Genomic DNA, 24,616 nt, shown 5'->3' on the forward strand with positions numbered 1-24,616 from the left:
ATTTTGAAAATCTTTACAGTATTATCAATAATTTATTGCTAGATAATGTTTAGATATCGGTGTGTATGTTTGTTGAAGTTTTGGTTAATAAACCTATTGAAGGAACTTTTTGGTATCACTTTGGGAAAAATAGTAGTGTATCCAGATACCAGAGAGTTAGTGTTATTTTCTCAAGCGAGAAGGTAACAGGTTTAATTTTAGATTTGGTATCCTCTCCTAAGGGTAAGAGATTGGGAGAAGTTATTAGTGTTATTGATAAAGAACCTGTATTTTCTGACGAACAGTTGGAATTGGCGAAGTTTATTTCAAGATATTATACATCTACTCTTTCTGAAGCAGTTTTTATGATGATACCAGATGCTAGTAGAGTTAGAACTATTACTACTCGGTTTAGCGATTACAATATTTGTGAAGATACCAAATTAACTCAAACTCAGGACAAGGTTTATAGAGCAGTGAAGAGTGCTTTTGGTGTAGGAGAAGTGTTTCTTTTATACGGTGTTACAGGTAGTGGGAAAACAGAAATTTATAAAAAACTGGTTAGAGATGTTTTAAACGAGGGTAAATCTTGTCTTCTATTAGTTCCTGAAATATCTCTTACCCCTCAACTTGTTGATAAGTTTTCATTTGTACCAAAAGAACTAATAGCAGTTTACCACAGCAGATTAACTGAAAATGATAAATTTAATATCTACATGTCTGTAAAAAATGGCTTAAAAAAATTTGTTATAGGACCTAGATCATCTCTGTTTTTGCCGTATCAAAACCTTGGGATTATAATAGTTGATGAATTTCACGAAACATCTTATAAGTCTTCTAGTACTCCAAGGTATAGTGTCAAAGATATTGTTAAATGGATTTCTAAAAATAGAAATATACCAGTAGTTTTGGGTTCTGCAACTCCTACTATTGAAGATTTTTATTTAGCAAAGCAAGGTGAGTATAAATTGCTTGAACTTAAAGAAAAGTTTGCTAAGTATCAAAAAGTTGAGGTTGAAGTTGTTGATATGAAAAAAGATAAATCTGTTGTTTCTCCTATTGTCATTTCGAAAATTTCAGAAAAAGTTTCAAAAAATCAACAAGTGATAGTCTTCATAAATCGTAGGGGGTTTAGTGATTTTGTCAAATGTAATAATTGTGGTTATGTTCCGATGTGTCCTAATTGTGATATTACTCTGACTTATCACAAACAGAAAAACATTCTCCTGTGTCATCATTGTGGGTATACTGAAAAATATTCTGAAGTTTGTCGTAGCTGTAGTATTGGTAGGATAATAACTATTGGTGCTGGTACTGAGAGGGCTGAAGAAATAATAAAGAACATTTTCATAAAGCGAAAAATTGTAAGAGTAGATCTAGATACAACAAAAGATAAAGAAGCTTATGATAGAATATACTCAGCTCTAAAAACAGGAGAAATAGATGTTATAATAGGAACACAGATTGTATCAAAAGGTTTGGATATACCTCAGGTTAATTTAGTTTGTATTCTTTTTCCTGAAATAACTTTAAGGTTGCCTGATTTTTATTCATCAGAGAGGACTTTCCATCTGATAACTCAAGCTATTGGTAGATCAGGTAGAAGAGATGAGAAAGGACATGCTTTAATTCAAACTTCTGATGCTGATCATTACAGCATTAAGGCTGCAGTAGCACAAGATTATGAACTATTCTTTGAATATGAAATTGAGAGGAGAAGAAATTTTAAGTATCCACCATTCTGGAATATGACTAAATTTGTTTTCAGAAGTGAAGTTGAAAAAAAATGTATTGAAATTGGTAATTCAGCAAAGATACTTTTGGATAACATTGCTTATAAACGAGATGATGTTATTGTTTCACCTTTAGTACCTGCTCCTATAAAACGTATAGCAAATAATTATAGGTACCAGATAATATTCAAAAGTACAAAAGAAGAGCTAATAGAGAAAGCACAAGAAGTAGTATATAAAAGCTTGAGGAATAAGTTAGGAGTGTATATTGAAATTGATAGAAATCCTTTGTCCTTACTATGATGGTTAAGTTGTAACTTTTATCTTATTCCTTTTGGGGTGTAGATACCCATGGTGTGTCATTTAGTAATTCAGTTTCTGAAAATAATGATTTCGTATATTCTATACTAGTTTAGATGGAGGATAAATATATTTTTTTATAAATCTAGAGACAATCCTATTAGCTTCACTTCGGGTTCTAGTGTTATTCCAAATTTATCTTTTACTCTTCTTATAGCGAGTTTCATGAGTTTTATTACATCTTCTGCTTTCCCGTTCCCTAAGTTTATTATAAAGTTTGCGTGTTTTTCTGAAAATAATACATCACCTATTCTGTATCCTGCAAGTCCTACTTCTCTTATGAGTTTCCATGCTTTGTTGTTTGGGGGATTTTTAAATACACTACCTGCAGAAAAGCCTTTTGGCTGATTTTGAGATCTATAAAATAAATTTTCATCTATTTTGCGTTTTATCTCTTCTTTGTTACCTCTTTTTAGAACTACCTCAATTGATGATATTATATATTCTTGAAGATTACTATGCCTGTATGAAAATCCAGCTTCATTGTTTCTTATAGTTTTTTCAAAACCTTCTTTTGTATAGTATGAAATTCTATCAATGATGTCTTTCATTTCTCTTCCGTGTGCTCCTGCATTCATAATTACACCACCACCTACGCTTCCTGGAATTGCTACACAAAATTCTGCTCCTTCAAGAGAGTTATCTAATGCAAATTTTGATACTGAAGGTAGATTATAAGCTGAACCAATAGATACTCTAACTATACCATTTTCTTCGTTTATCGCTTTTATATCCTTGAATTCACCATCTAGCTTTAATATAATAAAATCTTCGATAATTCCATCTCTAACTAGTATATTCGATCCTCCACCTAGTAGAAAGAAAGGTATGTTTTCGGAGTTTAGTATATCTAAAAGTTTGGATAATTCTTTTTTGGTATATACCTTGACTAGATATTTTGCAGTTCCGCCTATTCTAAGCGTTGTTAGATTTTTTAGACTTATGTTATATTGTACATCAAATTTTTCTATGACTGTATGGGGTAGCATAGTAGATTGTTAAGCAAGCTTCTACTTATGTTAAATGATTCGAGAAATAAAGTATAAAAAAATAATATACCTTCTTAAGTTTTTGATCTGGTAGTTGAATAATGTTTGAACACCAAAATCACATCTATAAGATGTTTCTGATTTAGGATTTGTGCTTAGATCTATATTCATGAATGAATGGTATTGTATTTTAAACGACAATTGCAAGTTTACAAATTTTAGTAATTAATAGTCTGGTATTTTTAGTAGGTTTACTTGTTGAAGGGTTCAGGTATTTTTTATTTGTTTCTATTCTGTATGCATCTACGGAATCTTTTGCTATGGTCGGATAGTATGAAGTAGTTTGGTTTTTATAATGGTTTATTTTTCGTCTTTTTGTTCTTTTGTAGCTTATGTTGTTTTAATTTATTTCTAGTAAATTATTGGGGTAGTATTTACTGAAGCGAGTTTAGATTGCTTTGTTTTCACTGTTTTTTTTAAAATCTCCTTCGCAATTGAGGATTTTATGTTGGATGTGAAGTTTATAGTTTCAAATTTAAATCTCGTTAAAGAGAAGCTAAAGTACAGAAATTGTACTGTAGATGTTGATGAAATAGTTTCGCTATATGAAGGGAGGAGAAAGTTAGTTTTTGAAGTAGATAACTTAAGAGCAAAAGAAAGACAGCTTTCTAAAGAGATAGGTTTTCTTAAATCCAAAGGTCAGGATGCTTCTCAACGTATGGTTGAGATATCAAAGATATCTGAGGAGATCAAGAATAAAGAGAAAGTTATTCAAGAAGTTGAGGATAGGTTGTATGATCTTTTGTTGATGGTTCCTAATTTACCTCTTGATGATGTACCACAAGGGCCAGATGAAAGTAGTAACGAAATTGTTGAGTATTGGGGTGATATTAGAAAGTTTGATTTCAATCCTTTACCACACTGGGAGTTAGGTGCTAGACTTGGAATAATTGATACAGATGCTGCTTCGGTTATTGCTGGTTCTGGTTTTGTTGTTATGAAGGGTAAAGGAGCTAAATTAGAAAGGAGTATTATAAACTTTTTCTTGGATTATAATACTAAATCTGGGTATAAAGAAGTTTTGATACCTTTTCTTGTTAGATCGATATCTTTACGATCTACAGGGCAATTACCCAAATTTAAACAAGATTTGTACAAGGTTGAAGATGAAGATCTCTATCTAAATCCTACTGCGGAGGTACCATTAGTGAATATGTTTAGAGACAAGATATTGGATGAAGATGAATTACCTATATACATAACAGGTTATGCTCCAAGTTTTAGGAAAGAAGCTGGTGCATATGGAAAAGATACAAGAGGTATCCTGAGGCAGCATCAATTTAACAAAGTTGAGCTTATTAAGATAACTAGGCCTGAAGATTCAGAAAGAGAGCACCTTAAAATGGTTGAAGATGCTTCAAACCTTCTCAAAGCACTGAACTTACCATACAGGATTGTAAAGTTATCTGCTGGTGATATGGGTTTTTCAGCAGCTAAGTGCTACGATATAGAGGTTTATTTGCCAGGTTATGGAACATACAGAGAAATATCTTCAGTTTCAAATTGTCTTGACTTCCAATCAAGAAGAGGTAATATAAGATTTAAAAGGAAAGATACCAGAAAACTTGAGTTTGTACATACCCTTAATGGGTCTGGACTAGCAGTTGGTAGAACTGTTATAGCAATACTCGAAAACTACCAACAGAGAGATGGTAGTGTAATAATACCTGAAATCTTAAGGCCGTACACAGGTTTCGATGTCATTGAACCTATCTAGGTATATATTCGGTTTTGTACTATTGAGAGTTTTTCTTCGATCATTAAGTTAAAGTTTAGTTCCTTTTTGCCATTTTTGGTTTTAATTATGTTAACTTGTATGATTTACTAAAGAACACCCCCAATACCTACTTCAATGGCACTATTCTTCAACAAACTAGTAGTCTTAATACTAGTTTCAGAGTTCTTCATACAAGAGTTTTATTATTTAGTTGAATATGTTATGTGTAAATGAAGCTATTCTATAACTTTTTTTACTTCAAGAAACATATCTTTTGATGATGAGATTTTACCTAGTATTGTTACAGTTTGTCCTACATAACCTTCTAGGAAACTTCTTGCTTTTGCTCTTATGAAACCTTTTATAACACTTTCGTCCTTGCCTTGTATAAGTAATGTGAATTCAATGCCTTCGCTAGTTTTAGAGAGGTTAACAACTTTTCCTTTCCAGACAACATATACACTGTCGTAAATTATAGGTTTAGAATTTACCTCTTCGTATAGGGGTTGCCAGTCTAGATTGATTTCAGGTTCTTCCATAAAGGTTTTTAGAACTTCAACTTTGCTTTTTATTTGAGTAGAGGCATTTGAATGCAATAGATAATTTGCTAGAAATCTTGCTTTGTTTGATGAACGATTTTTTGATAGGAGTGTCCTTATTTCACTGAATATCGATGATATTTCTTTCTCGGTTAGTGTTATCTCATTTGTTAGTATAGGTTTAGGTTCGATAAGTTTAGTTGTTGTTTCTATTTCTATTTTTGAAATGTTTTCAGATATAATGTCTCTATTGTTTTTAGAGACATTTGGTATATATGATATCAAGAAGTATCCTACTACTATAATACTAACTGTACCAAATCCTACTAGTATTACATTGTTGTTTATTTGAGGTAATTTGGGAAATGATAATTTTTTTACTTCTTTTGGTAACGAAAGTATAAGAAAATCTTTGGGTTTAACTATAGACTTCAGAGTATTAGTATCTGATACTTCGGAAAATAGTTGAATATTATTTTTTATTTTATTTTTAGTTTCTCCTGTAGAATAGTATTCAGCATCTAGTAGATAGTTAAGTGATGCTGTTCTATTACCTTTCATTAGATGTATATATCCCATAGCGTTAAGTAACTCAGGATCTTCTGGTGTAGTTTCTAGTAGTTTTTCGATTAGATATTGTGATTCTGTTGTATTACCGGTCCTTATAAGGGAGAATATATATATCTTTTTTGATAGTAGATCTAGTTCATCGAATTCGAGTTCAGAGTCGACAACAGATATTATACTACCAAACTGACCTTTGTTGTATAGAGATATAAGGTTTTGAAGTATTTTGTCTAAGTTTTTCTTGTCGTTCATATTCTTGTGTTGAGATATTCTTCTAGTTTACTCATAACGTCATCAATTATATCTACGCATATTTCGTCTGCTTGTATTCTGGCGGTATTTTCGTCGACTTTGAGTACATCGATTAAAAATCTATAAAGTATAGTTGAGTTGTAATGAAATTTGTCTGCTAGTGCTTTGCCTTTGAATGTAAATTTGACAAAAAAGTGTTTTTCATAATCGATATATCCAAGGTTTGTGAGTTTTTTGAGAGAGGTTGAAACTGAAGACATTGATACGTTCATCCTTTTTGCTATTTCTTTGACTCTTACAATACCCCTTTCCAATTCTATGTCGGATATAACCTTTAGATACTTTTTAAGGCTCCTTGTTAATTCTTCATTAACCTTTTTTGCCATACTTTTTGAATTCTAAAAGATTAAATGTTACTTTTTGAAACTGAAAAATTTTGCGGTTTTCTTAGTAGGCTTAAATTTAAATGGAATATGCTTTTCTTTTAAAATTACTTTAGTAGATTAGGAGAATAGCTTATGGCTGATAAGGAAGTAAGAGAATATAATGCTGAGACAATACAAGTTTTGGAGGGGTTAGAGCCTGTCAGGAAACGTCCTGGGATGTATATTGGTTCAACAGGTAGCAGTGGTTACCATCATTTGATTTATGAAGTTGTTGATAACTCCATAGACGAAGCAATTGCAGGGTATTGTAAAAATATAAGAGTTACTATTGATAAAGGTGATGTGGTGTCTGTTGAAGATGATGGTAGAGGAATACCTGTTGATATACATCCTGAGCACAAGGTTTCTGCGTTGCAGCTTGTTATGACTAAATTACATGCTGGTGGGAAATTTGATAATAAGGCCTATAAGGTTTCTGGTGGATTACATGGGGTTGGTGTTTCTGTAGTTAACGCTTTGTCTGAGTACCTGGAGGTATATGTAAAAAGAAATGGTAAACTGTATTACCAGAAGTATAGGAGAGGTATTCCTGAGTCAGAAGTTATTGTCAAGAAAGAAGGAATAAAAGACACTGGAACTACGGTTATCTTTAAGCCAGATAGAGAAATATTTGATAAGGATGTGAGCTTCAACTATGATATTTTACAAGCTAGGTTGAGAGAACTTGCTTTTCTTAACAAAGGAGTTAGGATAGAACTTATAGATAGGAGAAAAGAAGAGAGAAGAGATGTATTTTATTATGAAGGAGGAATAGTAGAGTTTGTTAATGCTTTAACAGAAGAAATGAGACCTATTTCAGATACCTTTTACATTCATGGAGAAAGAGAACTTTCTAGTGGAAAACTTTTATTTATTGAGATTGCTTTTAGATATACAACAGATTATGATGAGATAGGTTATTCTTACGTTAACTCAATAAAGACTATTGAGGGAGGAACTCATTTAACAGGATTTAGAAGTGGTTTGACAAAGGTGATGATGGAGTTTTACGAAAGGACAGGTCTTGATAAAAAGGCAAAAATAGATATTACTGGTGAAGATGTTAGAGAAGGGTTAGTTTATGTAGTTAGTGTTAAACTTCCAGAGCCTCAGTTTGAAGGACAGACTAAAGAAAAGCTAGGTAATAGCGAAGTTAGAGGACTAGTTGAAGATTTTGTTTACGATAAGCTTGTGCCGTTATTTGAAAAAAACTTAGATACAGTTAAAAGAATACTTGAAAAGGTTGTTGAAGCTGCTAGAGCTAGAGAAGCAGCAAGAAAAGCAAGAGAGTTGGTTAGACGAAAGAGTGCCTTGGATTCGTTCTCTTTACCTGGAAAGTTGGCAGATTGTTCTGAGAAAGATCCTCTCAAAACAGAGTTGTTTATAGTTGAGGGGGAGTCGGCAGGTGGTAGTGCGAAACAAGCAAGAAGTAGAGAGTTTCAAGCAATATTACCACTTAAAGGTAAAATAATGAATGCTGAGAAAGCTAGAATTAACAAATTGTTAGACAATGATGAAATTAAAACTATTATAACTGCTATAGGAACAGGTATAGCGGATACTTTTGATATATCAAAAATTAGATATGGTAAAATAATTATAATGACAGATGCAGATGTTGATGGGTCTCATATAAGAACGCTGTTACTTACATTCTTCTATAGGTATATGAAAGAACTGATTGAAGAAGGGTATATATATTCTGCTGTACCTCCTCTTTATAAAATTTCTGTGGGTCAGAAACACTATTATGCATACTCTGATGAGGAAAAGGATAGGATAATAAAAGAAATAAAATCTAAGAATTTTACAGTTCAGAGATATAAAGGACTTGGTGAAATGAATCCTGAGCAACTTTGGGAAACTACTATGAACCCATCTACACGTAAACTACTAAAAATAACACTTGAGGATGCTATAAAAGCAAATAATATTTTCTCAATCCTTATGGGTGAAGATGTTAAAAAACGAAGAAATTTTATAGAACTTTATGCAAAGGAAGTTGTAGAAATAGATGTATAGTTGTTAGATTCTAATTTTTGTAATTCATGAGTTGTTGATAAGTACAATGTAGGAGTTTAGAAGTTATAACTGATTGATCTTTTTGTACGTAGTACTATAGTTTGTTAGCATTGGGATTTAATTTTAGTTTGTGTGGGTTTGGTAGTTTCTTATAAAATCAAGAGACTATGAAGAAGGTAGCAGTTGGAGTTGTTGGTTTTGGAACTGTTGGAGGCGGAGTAGTTGACATACTTCAGAAAAACAGAGATCTCATAAAGAGTAGGACAGGGATTGATATTGAACTTAAATATGTTGCTTCAAGGAATTTTGGTGGTAGCGGTGTTGAAATTTTATACTCTCGCAAGACTATGGACTATAACGATATAATAAATGACAAAGATGTTGATATAGTTGTTGAACTAGTTGGTGGTATTGATGTACCTTATGATATTATAACTAAATCAATAAAGTCTGGTAAAAGCGTTGTTACTGCTAATAAAGCACTACTTGCTGAGAAAGGTGACGAGATATTTTCTTTAGCTAAGGAATATGGGGTTGTTGTTGGATTTGAAGCCAGTGTTGCTGGAGGAATACCTATAATTAGAATCTTGGGTGATGGTCTTGTTGGAGATCGAGTTAGCCAAATTTTGGGTATTTTGAATGGGACTACTAATTTTATACTTACGAAAATGTTTGAAGAGAATATGGATTTCCCTACCGCTTTGAAGAAAGCACAGGAATTGGGTTTTGCTGAAGCTGATCCTTCTCTTGATATAGATGGAATTGATACAGCGCACAAAATAGCAGTCTTGGCACGACTTGCTTTCAATACAAGAATTGACTTTAACTCAGTGTATGTTGAAGGAATAAGAAATGTATCTCTTGATGATGTTAGGTATGCATATGAAATGGGATTTGTTTTAAAACTTCTAGGTATATCAAGATTAGATGATGATGGAACTATTGAAGTTAGAGTTCATCCTTCTTTGGTTAGCAAGACCAATCAGTTAGCGTTTGTTAGAAACGAGTACAATGCTGTAATGATTGAAAGTAAACATCTCGGAGTATCCATGTATTATGGGAAAGGTGCTGGTAGGTATCCTACAGCTGTTTCAGTAGTGTCTGATATTATCGAAATAGCAAAGAATATTTCAAATCCGAAGTTGGTTGATAAAATAAAAGAATTTGAAAATAGAGATGTGAAACCTATAGGAGACATATACTCTAGGTATTATTTAAGGTTTTCTGTTATTGACAAACCTGGCGTTTTGAGTGCTATATCAAAAATTCTAGGAGATAACAACATAAGTATAGCTTCGGTAATACAAAAGGAAGTTAGCCCTCATGAGTTTGTTCCCTTAGTTATGGTTACTCATCATTCTAGAGAAAAAGATTTGATTAGAGCTTTGTCAGAAATCAATAACCTCAAAGTGGTTAAGGGACAGGGAGTTATGATAAGAATCATAGATGAAATTTAGATTATCTAATTGAAATCTTGTAAGTAGAGTTTTGATAATTCTTGGCGATGATTGAATTTACATCTCCACTACATATAGTTCTGTTTGTTTTGGCTAATGTTTTGAGAGTTTATCAACTTATACTTTTTGTCAGAGTGATTTTTTCTTGGATTGTAATGTTTAATCCGAATCTGCTAGGATCGAAAGTTTACCAATTTTTGTTCATTATAACTGAGCCACCACTTGATTTCTTAAGAAGGTATCTACCTTCAAGGATTGGTTTTTTTGACCTTTCAGTACTCTGGTTATTTTTGATACTTGAGTTACTTTATATGGTTTTAATTAAGACTATCACGATAATCTAGTATTCAATGTCTATATAGCTTTCAACAGAAGTATTAGTAAATCTTGATTTTATTACAATTCTTTTACTTTGAACTATTAAAGGTAATAGTTGTCTTACGAAAGAGTTCTCAAGATTGTTTAATTTTATTGTGTTGTTTAAAGTAGGTTGAGTATTTATGATGGTGTTTAAGATGCTTTGTTCTTCTTCCATTTCTCTTTGATTATTGGCTATGTTTCTAATAAATCCTACCAAAATATCTCTATCAGTAGATATTATAAATCTGTTGAATATTACTCCTATGTATAAATTATGATTTTCCTTAATAGGTAACCTATAAAACGTTTTGTCAAATATTGAAAATTTAAATATATCTCTTTTTTTGGCGATGTCTTTTGCTATTTTGTCTATTGTTCTTATGATAAGGTTTTGATCTATAGTAGATGCTACGAACATTATTCTGTTGTTCAATGGATTGTTGTATCCATATATGAATATGGTTGAAGGACCTATTAGGTTAGTTAATACTTCAATTGATGATATTCCAATATCGTTTTCAAAGTTTGTTATTATTGACATCAAACCTAAGTCAATAGTTTTCTCGATAAACGATATATTTGAAATGATATCAATAGGTTTCATTTTAATGTCAAGTATTATTGAGACCATGTCTTTTTGGAAAGTGTAGGATATATTGTCAAATCTTGACGAGGTATTGGTTGTTCTTAGGATGATGGGTTGTTGAGTTAGTGTTAATGAAATTTTGTTTGTGCTTATGGTATTTATTTTTACGGTTATAAAATACTCAGAAAATTCAATTGGTATCTTGAATGGGGTAATAGAGTCAATTAAAGGGTTAGATATATAAACGTTGTAGTTTGTAGGTATTTTGGAACGAAATATAGACTTTTCGAAGTCTTTGCCAGTTGCTATTATGTATTCATTTAGGAATGTAAAACTTGTAAACTTTAATTTGTATAAGGTATTTTGTAATTTAATTATTTTTTCGTCGATATTAGTTATGATTGGTATTATTAGAAACGCTTGTCCCCTTGTGTTGAAACCGAATCCGAATTCTTTATTAGGATTTATACCTAAGCTATCAAGATTGGTTTTGTCTGTTATGTCGATCGAGAAAATATCTTCAAAGAATGTTTTAAAGGATCTCAGAGTCTCTTCATACGAACGAGGAAACATTATAAGTATGATATTTGAAATTCTTTGATTGAATTCCTTGAAGCTCTCGAATTTGACAACCAATGAAGGTGTGCCAGGTATTAAATTTTCTATTTGACTGTATCCTTGGTGAGTTAGGAGTGTAACTAACAATAGTATTAGTGTTGCCCTAACTTTCATGACAAAACTATATGGAAACCTATTTTTCTTTTTCAACATAGTATTTATTTTAAGGTTTATCTATTTTTGATTGTAATAAGTTGTTATGTTGATCTAATATTTTATAAACTATTTCTGTCTTTTGGGGGTATTTTATGAATGATTTAAAAGGTAAAGTAGCGCTTGTTACTGGAGCTTCTAGGGGTATCGGTAGATCAATAGCAGAGAAGCTAGCATCTTTTGGAGTGAATTTGGCTATTACTTCAACTAAAGCTGAAACTTCGCAATCTGTAGCTAGAGAAATAGAGGATAGGTATGGTGTTAAGGTAAAAGGTTTTGTACTTAATGTAGCGAATTTAAATGAATTTTCGAATGTTGTGGATGAGGTTGTTAAAGAATTTGGTAGGATTGATATACTTGTTAATAATGCTGGTATTACGAAGGATACTCTTATAATAAGGATGAAAGAAGAAGAATGGGATGAGGTTATTAATACTAATCTTAAAGGGGTGTTCAATGGATGTAAAGTTGTTTCTAGGTACATGTTGAAACAGCAATATGGTAAGATTATAAATATCTCATCTGTTGTGGGTATAATGGGTAATGCAGGTCAGGTTAATTATTCTGCTTCGAAAGGGGGAGTTATAGCGTTGACAAAGTCGCTTGCCAAAGAACTAGCATCAAGAAATATAAATGTTAATGCTGTTGCACCGGGATACATAGATACTGATATGACTAGAGTTTTACCTGATAATATAAAACAGGAGGTTTTAAAGTTGATACCACTTGGTAGGATGGGGCAACCAGATGATGTTGCAAATGTAGTTGCTTTTCTAGCTTCTGATATGTCATCATACATAACTGGTCAGACTATAATTGTCGATGGTGGAATGGTAATGTATTAGTGCCTGTAGCTCAGGTGGATAGAGCACCGGAATGCGAGTCCGGTGGTCAGGGGTTCAAGTCCCCTCAGGCACAAAATTAGAATTCTGACAAAGTTATTTTGTTGATACGATAATTTGTATTGAGGGGGTGGTTTATGGGTGATGACGAAAAAGAGGAGATAGGTATAGAAACGCCTGAAAGTGAAGAGCAATCTAAGAAAGTAGGTTTTAGTTTCGGATCTATAATAGAATGGATTCTGTCGCATGTTTTACAGCTTGTTATAGCAGCTATAATAGCTGCAATAGTTGCTTTTATTGTAGTTTCTCAGATGAGAGCAAGAATATCTGAAGAAATAGTTGTTGCAAGAGGACCTATAAAAAAAGAACCTCCTCCTATGACTTTTGATTTGGGTAGTTTTAATATAAACACAGCAGATACAGATGAGCCTCACTTTGTGAGAATTAAGATGTATATAGCGTATCCCGAAAAAAATAATCCACTTATGCTTGAGCTTGGGCAAAGGAAGTTTCAAATTAGAGATATAGTTATTACTACGGTTTCGTCTATGAAAAAAGAAGATCTAGATGAACCTATAGAAAGAGAAGAGCTTAAAGAAAGGTTAAAAAAGCTTATCAATAATATACTTGTCAATGGAGAGATATTAGACATATTTTTTGATGAATTTACTGTTTACTAAGCGGGCCATAGCGCAGATGGCTAGCGCGCACGCTTCGGGCGCGTGAGGTCGTGGGTTCAAGTCCCACTGGCCCGAATTCAAATTCTTCTATAGCTCCATAGTATGGTTAGTAATACTAAAAATGATAGCATCCCTATGAGAATATCCCCTGCTATGAGTACCGTTATTATACCTATAAGTAGTATCAAGAATTTGCTGTTTCTAGACAGTATATGTGTTATTCTGAATTTGCTACTTACCTGTTCTTTTTGAGATTTGAAATATTTACTTTGATTGTTTTCAGGGTGTTTGTTTTGTGACGATATGTAAAGGTTTTTATATTCATTGAAAAGATTTTTGTCTTTGTATAACTTTTCGAGCTCTTTATATGAAGAGATTATCTCTTTTGCTTTGTTTTCATCTCCTGCTAAGTCTGGATGGTATTCTTTTATCTTTTTTCTGAAAGCACATTTGAGTTCTTCGTATTCACAGAAGTATCTTGTACCAAAGTTATCGTACATCTTAAGTATATGCTTTAGTTTTATATTATTTGGATTTTCCATAATTATATTGTCCTATTCCACAACTTCGAATCTTTTCCATTTAATTATTATTCCTTGATCTAGTGGATATATCCCTGCTTTTTTATTTGCTGATCTAATTTTTGTATCGAGTTCATGATATGATTTTTTGATAATGTAAAGATTCTTGGGATCTACGTATTTATTATTTTCTAGAGATTGGAGTAATTTTTTTACCAGCCTTAGTGTACTTTTATCTCCTAGTTCTGGTACTAAGTGTGAGAGTTTTATTATGTACGAAATTTTGTTTGTAGCTATGAAAAATGAAAGTATATCATTAAACTCTTTTGTTGCCCAGTGTCCGTACATACATATCTCGTCATAAAAGTTGTCTATCATGAGTTCAAGAAATTCGAAATCGTTCTTAGAATTTATGTAATTAAAAATTAATTTGAAAAATTGAAAAAGGAATATAGGATTTGAAGATTTGTATTCATTTACATAATACCTTAAGAGTATGGTTCTATCTATCAAATTCTTTTCATGAAGTATTGAATTTAGCATCATTTTGATTTTTTCCATATACTACCTCAGTCCTAGGTAGTTCATAATAAAGTATATTAAGATTCCTACTCCTGATGAAAGAAGTAAGAGTATAAGAAACGTTAAAGCATAAGGTATCTTCCTACTTTCTCTCTTTATGTACCATATTGTTTTGTTTATTGCATCAGAATTCTTTTTGTCTATAAAATTACTGTTTCTTAGATTTATCAATCTGCTAATAGCAGATTCATATCTTTTTAGCTTATATTCACATATACTTATATTATATTCACTTGAAAATTTATACTCTTCGTGGAACTGAAGTGATATAAATTCGTTTTTACTTTCTTCAAATTTACCAATCTTGTAGAGTATAAGTCCTTTTAAAAAATTTATTTCTGGTGCTGAGTGAATGCTCTGTGTAGAGTTTATAAATTCAAGTGCTCTCTCAAAATTTCCTATTCTATAATAGCTTACTGATAGATTGTATGTTATGTTAGGATTTCTAGGATAAATTTTTACAAGTTTTTCAAGTAAATTGATAGATTCGTATATTTTACCTGATGAAAAGTATGAGTATGCTTGTAAATATATAAAGTAGTCATTCATTTTGTTTTGTTTATATAATGATAAACAAAGCTCGGAAAGTTCTTTATACTGACCTGTGTAGTACCATATATCTGCAAGATCTAATAGTATTTCAGTATGGGATGTTGTTGAGAGAATGTTGGATATGGAATTTATTGCTCTATTGTAGTCGTTTTCCAGAAACATTCTTAGATATTCCTCTCTTTCCGATAAAGTTTTTATTATGCCCAAGTTGATATATATATTTTTGAAGTTTCTTTCGTCAAACATTTTTATTTCTTTTAAAGCATATAATTTACTTAGGTTGTCATTTGATTTTGATAGTACGTTATAGGGTATGGATCTATACTTATTTATATTTCCTCTTAGAAAGAGGATTTTTGATAAAATTATGTCAAGATATGATTTATAGTCAAATATGGTTTCTAGGTTTTCTGATACAACTCCTCTTGTATAGAAAGAGGATAATTCCACAAGTTTTCTTACTTCATTGGGTAGCTCATAATACACACCTTTACCTAATTGAGCACACCTGATGAAATTACTTTCCTGGTATGCATCTATTATTTTTTGTATATCTTTTTGAGGTAGCATTTTCTATCTTTAATAGGGTTTTTCTACATAACCCTTTACCATTACATCATCTTCAAATCTAATGGCGACTATATCGTATAATCTGATACTATCTTCTACCTTGGATATTCCTTTACCACCTATGACTTTGGCGTTTTTACCCCCTATAAATTTTGGTGAGATAAATACATATACTTTATCTACAAGATTGTTGTCGAAAAAGCTACCTATTATTTCTCCCCCTCCTTCGACTAACAAGTTTATTATTTTCATTTCACCTAATTTTGAGACTATCTCGGAGATATCAGCAAATCTATCACTTATTAATCCTACGTACTCATACTTTTTGTTTTCTTTCTTAGATATGTAATTTATAAAATCTTTGTTTACCTTTTCTGAAACGAAAAATAGAGTTGGTAAATTATCACTTACAACTATTGAATCAATAGGAGTTTTACCAAATGGATCAATTATGCATCTTAAGGGTTGTTTATAAAGGTATTCTTTTTTTTTGTATCTTATTGTTAAGTATGGATTATCTGCTATTATTGTATTAACACCTACGAGTATTGCGTCTGCTTTTCTTCTTATCTCGGAGTGTACATACTCTCTACTAGAGTTTGATGATATCCATTTAGAGTCTCCTGTTATGGTACCTAATTTCCCGTCTATACTCATAGCGTATTTTACTGTTACGAAAGGTTTACCAGTGGCGACATATTTGAAAAAATCTTCATTTAACTCAAGTAGATCTTCTTCTAAGAATCCTACCTTAACCTCGATTCCTGCAGACTTAAGCGCTGCGATACCTTTACCGTTTACTTTGGGATTTTTATCGATAGTTCCTACAAATACTTTTTTTATTCCTGCCTGGATAATTTTATCCGTGCAAGGAGGATTATGTCCATGGTACTGGTGGGGCTCGAGGGTGACAATCATAGTTGCTCCATTTAAAGGTACTTTAGCGTTTTCAATAGCGATAACTTCTGCATGTTTACCATAGTTTGGTTGAGTATATCCAACGGATACTACTTTAGAATTTTTGACTATTACTGCTCCTACAGCTGGGTTCGGAGATACTACACCCTTAACTCTGTTTGCTAAAGAATATGCAAGTTCAAAGTATTCTAACTTTATGCCTGTATTAATCATATTATCTCAAGTTAAGTAAGTCTCTCCAAGCAGATATACCTTTCTCAACTACTGTTTTTACGAACAGAAGTGATATTCTTGCTTCTTCTTCTGCTATGATAACCTCATGGACATTAACTTCTTCAGGAGATACGACAGCCAATTCCTGTAATTCTTTGGCTTTAGTTTCTTTTTTGTTGATATCATCGAAAATCTTAAGTAAAGCTTCTCCAAAACTTTCTTCAATGTTGCTTTCTTTATTTTGTGCCTTTGTATGAAAGTGCCTGATGTCGGATGTTTTTATGTTAACTTCATATCCATGGTTATGTATTATCATATTCCCTCCTACAACTATTCTCGGATAGTTAAATGGGATTATAAATTTTCAGGAATCTAGTTTTTACATTTTTATCTAAATTTCTTGAATTAGTTTGCTAAGAATTAAAAAGAAGGTTAAATTGATCAATTATGGTAGATATTAGTTTGTGATATCTTGTTAGATTATTTTGAGAGTGTTGTCAACAATAAATAGTATGGTTACTAGAGATTAGTGATTATTTGTGAGAGTGAAATAAAGTTAGAGTAGAATTTCAGGGACATTAAAAGGGAAGTATAATGTAGGGATTTTAGGAAAGTAGTGAAAATTGCTTTGGTTTTTGAGTATGACGATTAATGTTGGGTTGATAGCTGGTTGGAGTGTTAGTAAACAGTTATTGAGATGGGGTATTTAGAATACCCTTCTATAGGAAATACCGAAATATTGACAAAAATTCAGTTATTAGAATGTTGAAAAAGAGTTAAGTGTTTTATATACTTGTGACTAAGTTTGAAAGGAATGTGTTATGAGAAAGTTATTTGTAACCTTATTGATTGTGCTACTTGGAGGTATTTCTTTTGGGCAAACCTTGGTTTATTATGATCCTGATGGGAATCTTAGAAGGATAGTGGATATAAACTCTGAGGGTAATAGGATTTTTTCGAAGATAGGTCTAAAATTCTTTATTGCTGTAGATGACAATTCTTTCAACAGTGTTGTTAAACAGTATAGTCCAGAGTACTTTATAATGAACTCTGTAATATACCAATCAAGAAAAAGGAGTTTAAATTTGGAAGCTGCTTTTGTTTTTGAGAAGGATAAAAAAACTACCTATGCAAAGAAGATAGTTACATTCCAAGAAGGTTTAGGTTTAAAGGATATAGCAACTAGAGTTTTAGCATCTTCTTTCAGGGATATTTCAGAAATAGTTCCTATCGAAGCAAAGATTTTGAAGGTACCTAAAGATTTGGATGCTCTTTTGGCTATGAAATTTAAACAGGCAGATTTTGCTATAGTTTCTGAAAGTAGTATTGATGTGTTTAAAACAATAAGTCCAGTTGATTTTGGACTTCTTAGAGTTGTTTACACTAGTAAAGAAATAGTTAATCCTGTATTTTGCTTTGTTCAAGGTAAAGAAAGTCCTAGTAAGATTAGGGAAATTCAGAGGCTTCTTGTAAGTTCTGATGCTAAACAATTTATGAGTCTTTTGCTATTTGATAATATATCTGATGATCCCAAAGTTTTGTCAAAGATAAGATAGGAGGTATTTATGATTTTTAGGAGTATTTTTTTAGGAATTTTGATGTTTTTGACTTTTTGTGGATTTGTATATCCTGAACCTATTAAGAATATTTCTGATTTTTCATTTCCTAAGAGAACAGGTAAAGAAGTTTTGGTTTTAGTTTCTGATAAGATTTCTACTTTTGAAGAGGTGGAGAAAGGTATATATGACTCGCTTCAAGGTTATAATGTTTTCTCTTACAATTTTCATGGAGATACTAATCAGATGAAGATGATACCAGATGTAGTTAATAGGCTTAGACCTAATGTTGTTGTTGCTGTAGGTATTAGCGTTCTTGAAAATCTTATTGGTAAGGTTCAAATTCCTGTTGTTTTTAGTATGGTTATAAACTACAAGAAATTTGGCATTGAAAAATATAATAATATAACTGGTGTTTCTCTTCAAGTTCCTCCGGAGTCGATTTTCTTTAATTTTAAGACAGTTTATCCGAATTTTAGAAAAGTTGGTGTTATATGTAGCAAGGACTACTTCAATTTATTCATACAACCTTCTGTTGATAGTGTTAAGTTTAGTTTGGATGTTGAAATAGTTCCTGTTTTGATTCCTTCATCGAAAGACTTTGTTTCAGCATACAATTCTCTTTCGAAGAATGTTGATGTTATGTGGATGGTTCCTGATACTACAGTGCTTGATAAGAACTCAATAGTTTATTTTATAACAGAGAGTTATAAGTTTTTAAAACCAACTATTGTTTATTCAGAACCTTTTGTAAAAGCAGGTGGTCTTTTTAGTGTTTCTCCTAACTATAGTAGCGTAGGGTCTCAGGTTGCTTTGATGGTTAGAAAGATAGTTGAGGATAAAGTTCAACCATCTAAAATCGAGATAGCTCCGGTTGTTGGTACTTTTACTACTATAAACAGAGAACTAGCAAGAAAACTTAACATCAATGAAAGTTTATTGGGACTAATAGATAATGTTGTAGAGTGAGGTGAGTATGCTAATGTTTGCTAATCTAAACATAAGGGCAAAACTTTCAATAATTATATCGGTGATAGTAGTTTCGATTTCTCTAATAATGAGTGTTATTTTTATAGTTAAATCTAACAATGAGATGATGACATCAATAATAACTAGATCTGGAATGCTTGCTAAGAGTATGGCGGTTCTTTCTGCTAATTACATAGCAGGGTTTCAGTATCTGGATATTCAAAGAGCTATTGAAGATGTTGTTTCTAGTGATAGGGAAATAGTTTACGGTTATCTTGAAGATGTTAGTGGAGAGGTTATATCTCCCGTGTTTAAGGATGAAGTTGTAAAGGATCAAAACAAGATAGTTACATCTTACAAACAGATTAGCAAGGTTTTAAGAAAACTAGACTCCATAGGTTATGGTTTTTCTTCTGATGTTAGTGTGAGTTTGGTTCTTCATGGAAATGAGCAATGTGTTGATGTTAAGGTTCCAGTTCTCATAGGAGATGCTCCTGCTTCTTACATAAGAATTGGTACTACGATGAAGTATCTTAATCGAGAGTTGTTAGGTAATATAGTGATATCGACTATAATTGTCATTTTCTTAATAGGACTTGGAATACTTTTTAGTTGGTATTTTGCTAAGAGTTTTTCTACTCCTATACTTAGACTAAAGGATGCTGCTGTTGCATTTGGTAATAAAAACTTTGATTATAAAGTTGAAGTTTTGACTAATGATGAAATTGGTGTTTTGGCTAAAACTTTTGATGAAATGAGAAAGAATATAAAAGAGTATAGTGAGCATTTGGAAGAATTAGTTGCTCAGAGAACTAAAGAGTTGCAGGAAGCATATGAGAAGCTAAAAGAGAAAGATAGAATAATACAAATGGAGTTGGATTTTGCGAGTAAAATACAAAAGGGAATAATGCCAAATGGGGGGTATAAGTGGCATGATTTCGTGATATTTGGATATTCTCAACCTATGGAGAAAATAGGTGGAGATTTTTTTGATATATTTCCAGTACCGGGTGGTAAACTTTTATTTTATGTTGCTGATGTTTCAGGGCATGGTATTCCTGCTGCTTTGATTACCACTATGCTTAAAATTTCTTTACTTAACATAAGTTTTGAAAAGCAAGATCCTTCTGAAATAATAGAGAGGTTAAATGAGAGAATCAGAATAATAAATTCTGATATGAAAGATCAGGTTATAGCAAACTATTTAACTATTTTTACTTCAATAGTTGATAAAGAAGGTAATATGAGTTTTGCATCAGGTGGGCACCATAAACCTGTGATTTATAATGCATTCTCAAAGCAGTTTAAAGAAATTCCTGATGTTCAGGGGGCTATAGTAGGTATACTTGAACCTGATATGTATGTATGTGCATCGTCTTACTTTAAGATTGATGATGGAGACATAATGTTTCTATATACTGATGGTGTTACTGAAAGAAGGAATTTGTCTAATAAGGAACTTGAGTTGGATGGTTTTAAGAGTATAGTTGCTGATGCTGTTGATAGGAATTATTCTGGAAAAAAGTTGTTATCTTATGTTCTAAATAGGATAGAAGAGTTTGCTGAAGGTGTTCCGCCTAGAGATGATTTTACTCTACTTTTAGTTCAGAAGATAAAAGAATAGGAGGTATTATATGAGTAGGATTTTCATAATTTTGATTTTTATTATCTCTTTTTCTTTCCTTATTAGTGTAGGTTACTCTCAGATAACCGAAGAGGACTTTTTCAAGATTGAGGAGAGTATAGTAGTTGCTGCTACTAAGCAAAAGCAAACTGTTTCAGAAGCGCCTGCTACTGTTTACGCTATAGATCAGAAGACTTTGAAAATTTTAGGTTTTTCTGAGCTTAATCAGGTGTTAAGGTTTGTTCCAGGTGTAGATGTTTATGATCCTGATTTCTTTCTCTTTGGTGGGCAACGAGGATTTGTTGGAGCTTTTGATACTACTCTCGTTTTACTCGATGGTGTTGAGATGAATAATAACATTGCTGGTGAATCTTTTATTAGCCATAATTATCCGCTTTCACATATAGAAAGAATTGAGGTAATACAGGGACCAGCATCATCTCTTTATGGTGCTAACGCAGTAGGTGGTATAATAAACTTGGTTACCTATGAAGAAGATAAAATTAATGGTATGAGAGCGGGTGTAAAGTTTGGTTCGTATAATACTCTTTCTCCTTTTGCTTTACTCGGTGGTAAAGTTGGTGATTTTAAATACAAAGTTTTTGGTAGGGTTTTCCTTACAGATGGTCCCAATTACTATGATAGTGTTACTAAGTATTATATCTATGCACCTCAAACACCTAACGTAAATAGGAGACCTCAGTACTCACTGTGGGATTATAATGACACAGGTTACAACAGGTATTTGTATGCTAAACTAAGTTATGGACCTTTCTATTTGGGTGGAGTTTATAACTACCAAATAGATGGTAGAGGAGTGCAAGATATACAATGGGTTTATTATTTTGATGAAGATGGTAGAGATCAAAGGATTCTATTTGGTGGATTTGAAGGTTTTATTATACCGGATTATCTAAAACTTAAACTGGAGCAAAGAGTTTGGCAAGATTATTTGTGGGGTAATCATACACAAGTTAGTGATATTAATGATGTACTACCTAATGGTTATGCAACTAATACTCAGGATACTAACATAACAAGAGGGGATATTGAAGCTTGGAGAGGTTTCTATTCAAATCTCAAATCTCCTGGAAGTTTGAGATTCCAAACAGAGCTACAGCTTGCGTTATATTTTGCTGAAAAGCACAGATTAACTGGAGGTGTTGTTATTGATATACTAAGAGGTATAGGGGCATCTTGGAATAGATTGGATTACTCAACTCTTGTCTCAGGACCTACAAATGTTATTGATATTCATCCTTACGTTGATGTAGAGAAACAATTAGCATCTTGGACAAAATTAGGTGGTTACTTGCAATGGGAAGTTCCTTTAATTAGTGAGTTATTGTTCCTTACGCTTGGTGGTAGAGGTGATATTTATTTTGTAAGTAACCAAACTAGGTTTGAACTAAACCCAAGGAGTGGTATAGTAGTGAAACCATTTGAAGGTGCTGCTTTCAAATTGCTTGCTGGAAAAGCGTTCAGAGAGCCAACAGTTTTTGAATTGTGGAGTGCAGCAAATAAAATAGGTGGTGTCCAAGAACTCAAGTATGCTTCAACATGGACTTTTGAGATCAGTTGGTTCCAGATAGTTTCTGATTGGTTACAAAATTATGTTACAGGGTTTTATAACTATGGTGAAAATTTCAAAGTTACCATACCAGAACAGGGGGTAGGTGTTATAGAAGTTCCTATTGTCAGGATATGGGGAGTTGAAGAGTATCTAAGAATAACTCTACCCTTCTTCCAAAATATTCAGCTAACTCTTGGTTATACCTATCAGAAAGGGTTACAATCATATTGGAAAGTTGCAGTTCAAGGTACAACGACAAATTCAAATTGGGTAGATAGCAGCGTTCCAACGATACCAGAACATAAAGGTTTTGCTATAATTTCTTACAGGATCCTTGAGAATCTATACTTATCTGTTTTGAATTACATAGTAGGTGAGATTGATCCGGGAACTGGTAATTCGTTATCTACAACTTTGGGTAAATTACCTGCTTATTGGATTGTTGATCTTTCTCTACTAGCCAATAATGTTATTACATTTGCTAATGTTTCATATGATTTGAATGTTTCTGTAAGGAATTTACTCAATCAAGAGTGGTGGAATCTTAACCCAAGAAATGGTGGTATGGGACTTTCACCTGCAGCGTTTCCTCAAAAAGGAATAAACTTTGAGGTTTCTTTGACAGGTAGGTTGTAGTTTTTAGGTCACGGCTAGATTTTTAGCCGTGGCCTTTAATTCTAAATTTTAGCTTTAGATTTTGTTGAAGATTAGTAAGTAGCTTCAATTTGTTTTATGTTTTTTAGCTAAGTTTGGTAATTCCTTGTGAATTTTTAAACCTTTTCCTTTGATTAGTTGTTAGTGAATGGTATATTATTTATAATATTTGTAAATATGGGAGATGCGATTACCTTTAAGGTGGTTAAATACAAGCCAGGAAGTTATGTGATGATAGAAGGTGATAAGATTCCTGAGGAGTTTTATATTATTCAAAGTGGTAAAGTTCAGGTTTTTGAGACTATAGACCCTATAATAAGAGGTACTAAAGATGGAGTTTCTTTAACCAAAGGGGACTTTTTTGGTGTAGTTTCGTGTATGAGTAGAAGGAGTAATATGGAAACAGTTATATCACTTGAAGAAACTTCTCTGTTAGCGGTACATAGATCACAGTTTGGGGATTTAATACAAAAGAGTGCTCCTATTGCGGTTAAGATCTTAAGATTTTTTAGTCAAAAACTTAGGGAATATGATTCGACACTGACAAAGTTAACATTTAAATCACACGCAGATGAAGATCCTTACCAGTTGTTTAACATAGCGGAATATTATTATGCGAAAAAAATGCAGGAACAGGCTGCTTATGCTTATAAGAAATATATAGAATACTGTCCTGATGGTGGTTATGTTTCTGTAGCAAAAATGAAATTGGCGTCAATAGATCCTATAATCGCTATGTCAGAACCTGAAGTTGATATTCAGAAATCAATAGAAAAATACCACGATAATCAAGTTATATTCTGTGAACATGAGTATGGTGACAAAGCATATGTAATACTTAAGGGTAATGTAAGGATAACAAAGTTTGTAAATGGTAATGAGGTTTTACTTGCTGTTTTGAAGGAAGGGGATATATTTGGGGAAATGTCTATACTTGAAAATAGACCTAGAAGCGCTACAGCAACGGCAGTAGGCGAAGTTGAACTTATGTATGTAAAGAAAGAAAGCTTTGAGACTATGGTTCATTCTAGACCTGAAATAGCAACTAGAATAATAGAGTTACTCAGTGATAGAATATGGGCTATATATAGACAACTTGCGAATATAGCTCTTAAAGATCCGAATGCTAGGATATATGATGCTATAATGATACAAATAGAAAAAAATAGAGTACCAATAAAACCAAAAGAATCTTTTAAGCTCAACTTTTCAGTTGAGGATCTTATAAAGTTTTTAGGTTATCCTATTGATGAGGGTAAGAGATATCTGAAGTCGATTCTAGAAGCTGATAAAAATATTACAATTTCTTTGGATGGTAAAATTCTTGTAAATGATTTGGATAAGCTTCTTAAGGATGTTACATTCTATAAGAAAAAACTACTAATGGAGTTAAAGATACAGTTGAGTAGAACTCAGCAAAGTAAGTAGTAGAATTTTTAGTTTTCTAAACATTTGGTGTGAAACTTTTTGTCTTTTAGATAAATATTAACTGTGTATATCAGTTTTTTAGTTTAGCTTATTGTCTGTAACTTTTTGATTTGTGTT

21 protein-coding genes and 2 tRNA genes are annotated in these 24,616 nt (G+C 32.3%); 14 read left to right on the forward strand and 9 right to left on the reverse strand.

Annotated features, from left to right (window positions below):
- The first annotated feature begins 65 nt into the window (after nucleotides 1-65).
- A complete protein-coding gene (priA, locus tag N2712_06540; GenBank protein ID MCX8029634.1) occupies nucleotides 66-2,015 on the forward strand; it encodes a primosomal protein N' in 1,950 nt (649 codons plus the stop codon).
- 134 nt (nucleotides 2,016-2,149) lie between these two features.
- On the opposite strand, the gene murB is transcribed toward priA, so the two are convergent.
- Nucleotides 2,150-3,061 carry a UDP-N-acetylmuramate dehydrogenase gene (murB, locus tag N2712_06545; GenBank protein ID MCX8029635.1) on the reverse strand — a complete coding sequence of 304 codons (912 nt, stop codon included), beginning with the start codon at nucleotides 3,059-3,061 and terminating at the stop codon, nucleotides 2,150-2,152.
- Between the two features lie 505 nt (nucleotides 3,062-3,566).
- On the opposite strand from murB, the gene serS reads away from it, so the two are divergent.
- A complete protein-coding gene (gene serS, locus N2712_06550) occupies nucleotides 3,567-4,838 on the forward strand; it encodes a serine--tRNA ligase (protein ID MCX8029636.1) in 1,272 nt (423 codons plus the stop codon).
- A 236-nt stretch (nucleotides 4,839-5,074) separates the two neighbouring features.
- Here the strand turns inward: serS and N2712_06555 are convergent, their stop codons facing one another.
- Together N2712_06555 and N2712_06560 are read right to left on the reverse strand one after the other, a co-directional pair.
- A complete protein-coding gene (locus tag N2712_06555) occupies nucleotides 5,075-6,196 on the reverse strand; it encodes a hypothetical protein (GenBank protein MCX8029637.1) in 1,122 nt (373 codons plus the stop codon).
- Nucleotides 6,193-6,582: a metal-dependent transcriptional regulator gene (locus tag N2712_06560; GenBank protein MCX8029638.1), complete on the reverse strand. Its 390-nt coding sequence runs from the start codon at nucleotides 6,580-6,582 to the stop codon at nucleotides 6,193-6,195. Before N2712_06560 ends, N2712_06555 begins: the two co-directional genes overlap by 4 nt.
- A gap of 132 nt (nucleotides 6,583-6,714) precedes the next feature.
- Between N2712_06560 and gyrB the strand changes: the two genes are divergently transcribed.
- The 3 genes from gyrB (at nucleotide 6,715) to N2712_06575 (ending at nucleotide 10,444) form a co-directional block, all read left to right on the forward strand.
- Nucleotides 6,715-8,643, forward strand: a complete 1,929-nt coding sequence (gene gyrB / locus N2712_06565) for a DNA topoisomerase (ATP-hydrolyzing) subunit B (GenBank protein MCX8029639.1) — start codon at nucleotides 6,715-6,717, stop codon at nucleotides 8,641-8,643.
- A 167-nt stretch (nucleotides 8,644-8,810) separates the two neighbouring features.
- Complete coding sequence (locus N2712_06570; GenBank protein ID MCX8029640.1) at nucleotides 8,811-10,100, forward strand: homoserine dehydrogenase; 1,290 nt, start codon at nucleotides 8,811-8,813, stop codon at nucleotides 10,098-10,100.
- Between the two features lie 47 nt (nucleotides 10,101-10,147).
- Nucleotides 10,148-10,444, forward strand: coding sequence for a YggT family protein (locus N2712_06575; GenBank protein MCX8029641.1), 297 nt, complete (start codon nucleotides 10,148-10,150; stop codon nucleotides 10,442-10,444).
- On the opposite strand, the gene N2712_06580 is transcribed toward N2712_06575, so the two are convergent.
- Nucleotides 10,441-11,778 (reverse strand): hypothetical protein, encoded by a 1,338-nt coding sequence (locus N2712_06580; protein MCX8029642.1) that lies wholly within the window; start codon nucleotides 11,776-11,778, stop codon nucleotides 10,441-10,443. The genes N2712_06575 and N2712_06580 overlap by 4 nt on opposite strands.
- Nucleotides 11,779-11,912: 134 nt before the next feature.
- Here N2712_06580 and fabG point away from each other — a divergent pair, with 134 nt between their 5' ends.
- From fabG to N2712_06600, 4 genes are all read left to right on the forward strand, one after another.
- Entirely contained in the window at nucleotides 11,913-12,662 is a 750-nt protein-coding gene (fabG, locus tag N2712_06585) for a 3-oxoacyl-[acyl-carrier-protein] reductase (GenBank protein ID MCX8029643.1), read from the forward strand.
- A tRNA-Arg gene (locus N2712_06590) sits at nucleotides 12,662-12,735 on the forward strand. The genes fabG and N2712_06590 overlap by 1 nt, the downstream gene beginning before the upstream one ends.
- A 61-nt stretch (nucleotides 12,736-12,796) precedes the next feature.
- The gene (locus N2712_06595; protein ID MCX8029644.1) at nucleotides 12,797-13,339 is read left to right on the forward strand and encodes a flagellar basal body-associated FliL family protein; all 543 of its coding nucleotides are present in this window, start codon (nucleotides 12,797-12,799) and stop codon (nucleotides 13,337-13,339) included.
- Nucleotide 13,340: 1 nt separating this feature from the next.
- Nucleotides 13,341-13,414 (forward strand) — tRNA-Pro (locus N2712_06600).
- 2 nt (nucleotides 13,415-13,416) lie between these two features.
- Here the strand turns inward: N2712_06600 and N2712_06605 are convergent.
- The 5 genes from N2712_06605 to fliE are packed head-to-tail and all read right to left on the reverse strand — an operon-like array spanning nucleotide 13,417 to nucleotide 17,011.
- Complete coding sequence (locus N2712_06605; protein ID MCX8029645.1) at nucleotides 13,417-13,881, reverse strand: hypothetical protein; 465 nt, start codon at nucleotides 13,879-13,881, stop codon at nucleotides 13,417-13,419.
- A 12-nt stretch (nucleotides 13,882-13,893) separates the two neighbouring features.
- Nucleotides 13,894-14,421: a hypothetical protein gene (locus N2712_06610; GenBank protein MCX8029646.1), complete on the reverse strand. Its 528-nt coding sequence runs from the start codon at nucleotides 14,419-14,421 to the stop codon at nucleotides 13,894-13,896.
- 3 nt (nucleotides 14,422-14,424) lie between these two features.
- A complete protein-coding gene (locus tag N2712_06615) occupies nucleotides 14,425-15,564 on the reverse strand; it encodes a tetratricopeptide repeat protein (GenBank protein ID MCX8029647.1) in 1,140 nt (379 codons plus the stop codon).
- Nucleotides 15,565-15,573: 9 nt separating this feature from the next.
- Nucleotides 15,574-16,695, reverse strand: coding sequence for a bifunctional diaminohydroxyphosphoribosylaminopyrimidine deaminase/5-amino-6-(5-phosphoribosylamino)uracil reductase RibD (gene ribD / locus N2712_06620; GenBank protein ID MCX8029648.1), 1,122 nt, complete (start codon nucleotides 16,693-16,695; stop codon nucleotides 15,574-15,576).
- A 1-nt stretch (nucleotide 16,696) separates the two neighbouring features.
- Entirely contained in the window at nucleotides 16,697-17,011 is a 315-nt protein-coding gene (gene fliE, locus N2712_06625) for a flagellar hook-basal body complex protein FliE (GenBank protein ID MCX8029649.1), read from the reverse strand.
- Between the two features lie 505 nt (nucleotides 17,012-17,516).
- Here fliE and N2712_06630 point away from each other — a divergent pair.
- From N2712_06630 to N2712_06650, 5 genes are all read left to right on the forward strand, one after another.
- Nucleotides 17,517-18,251 carry a hypothetical protein gene (locus N2712_06630; protein ID MCX8029650.1) on the forward strand — a complete coding sequence of 245 codons (735 nt, stop codon included), beginning with the start codon at nucleotides 17,517-17,519 and terminating at the stop codon, nucleotides 18,249-18,251.
- A 9-nt stretch (nucleotides 18,252-18,260) separates the two neighbouring features.
- Nucleotides 18,261-19,220 carry a hypothetical protein gene (locus N2712_06635; protein ID MCX8029651.1) on the forward strand — a complete coding sequence of 320 codons (960 nt, stop codon included), beginning with the start codon at nucleotides 18,261-18,263 and terminating at the stop codon, nucleotides 19,218-19,220.
- 7 nt (nucleotides 19,221-19,227) lie between these two features.
- Nucleotides 19,228-20,844, forward strand: coding sequence for a SpoIIE family protein phosphatase (locus N2712_06640; protein ID MCX8029652.1), 1,617 nt, complete (start codon nucleotides 19,228-19,230; stop codon nucleotides 20,842-20,844).
- Nucleotides 20,845-20,854: 10 nt separating this feature from the next.
- Nucleotides 20,855-23,053, forward strand: coding sequence for a TonB-dependent receptor plug domain-containing protein (locus tag N2712_06645; GenBank protein ID MCX8029653.1), 2,199 nt, complete (start codon nucleotides 20,855-20,857; stop codon nucleotides 23,051-23,053).
- 195 nt (nucleotides 23,054-23,248) lie between these two features.
- Nucleotides 23,249-24,499: a cyclic nucleotide-binding domain-containing protein gene (locus N2712_06650; GenBank protein ID MCX8029654.1), complete on the forward strand. Its 1,251-nt coding sequence runs from the start codon at nucleotides 23,249-23,251 to the stop codon at nucleotides 24,497-24,499.
- The last annotated feature ends 117 nt before the right edge of the window (nucleotides 24,500-24,616 follow it).

The organism is Brevinematales bacterium (assembly GCA_026415355.1).
Classification (GTDB): Bacteria; Spirochaetota; Brevinematia; order DTOW01; family DTOW01; genus SKYB106.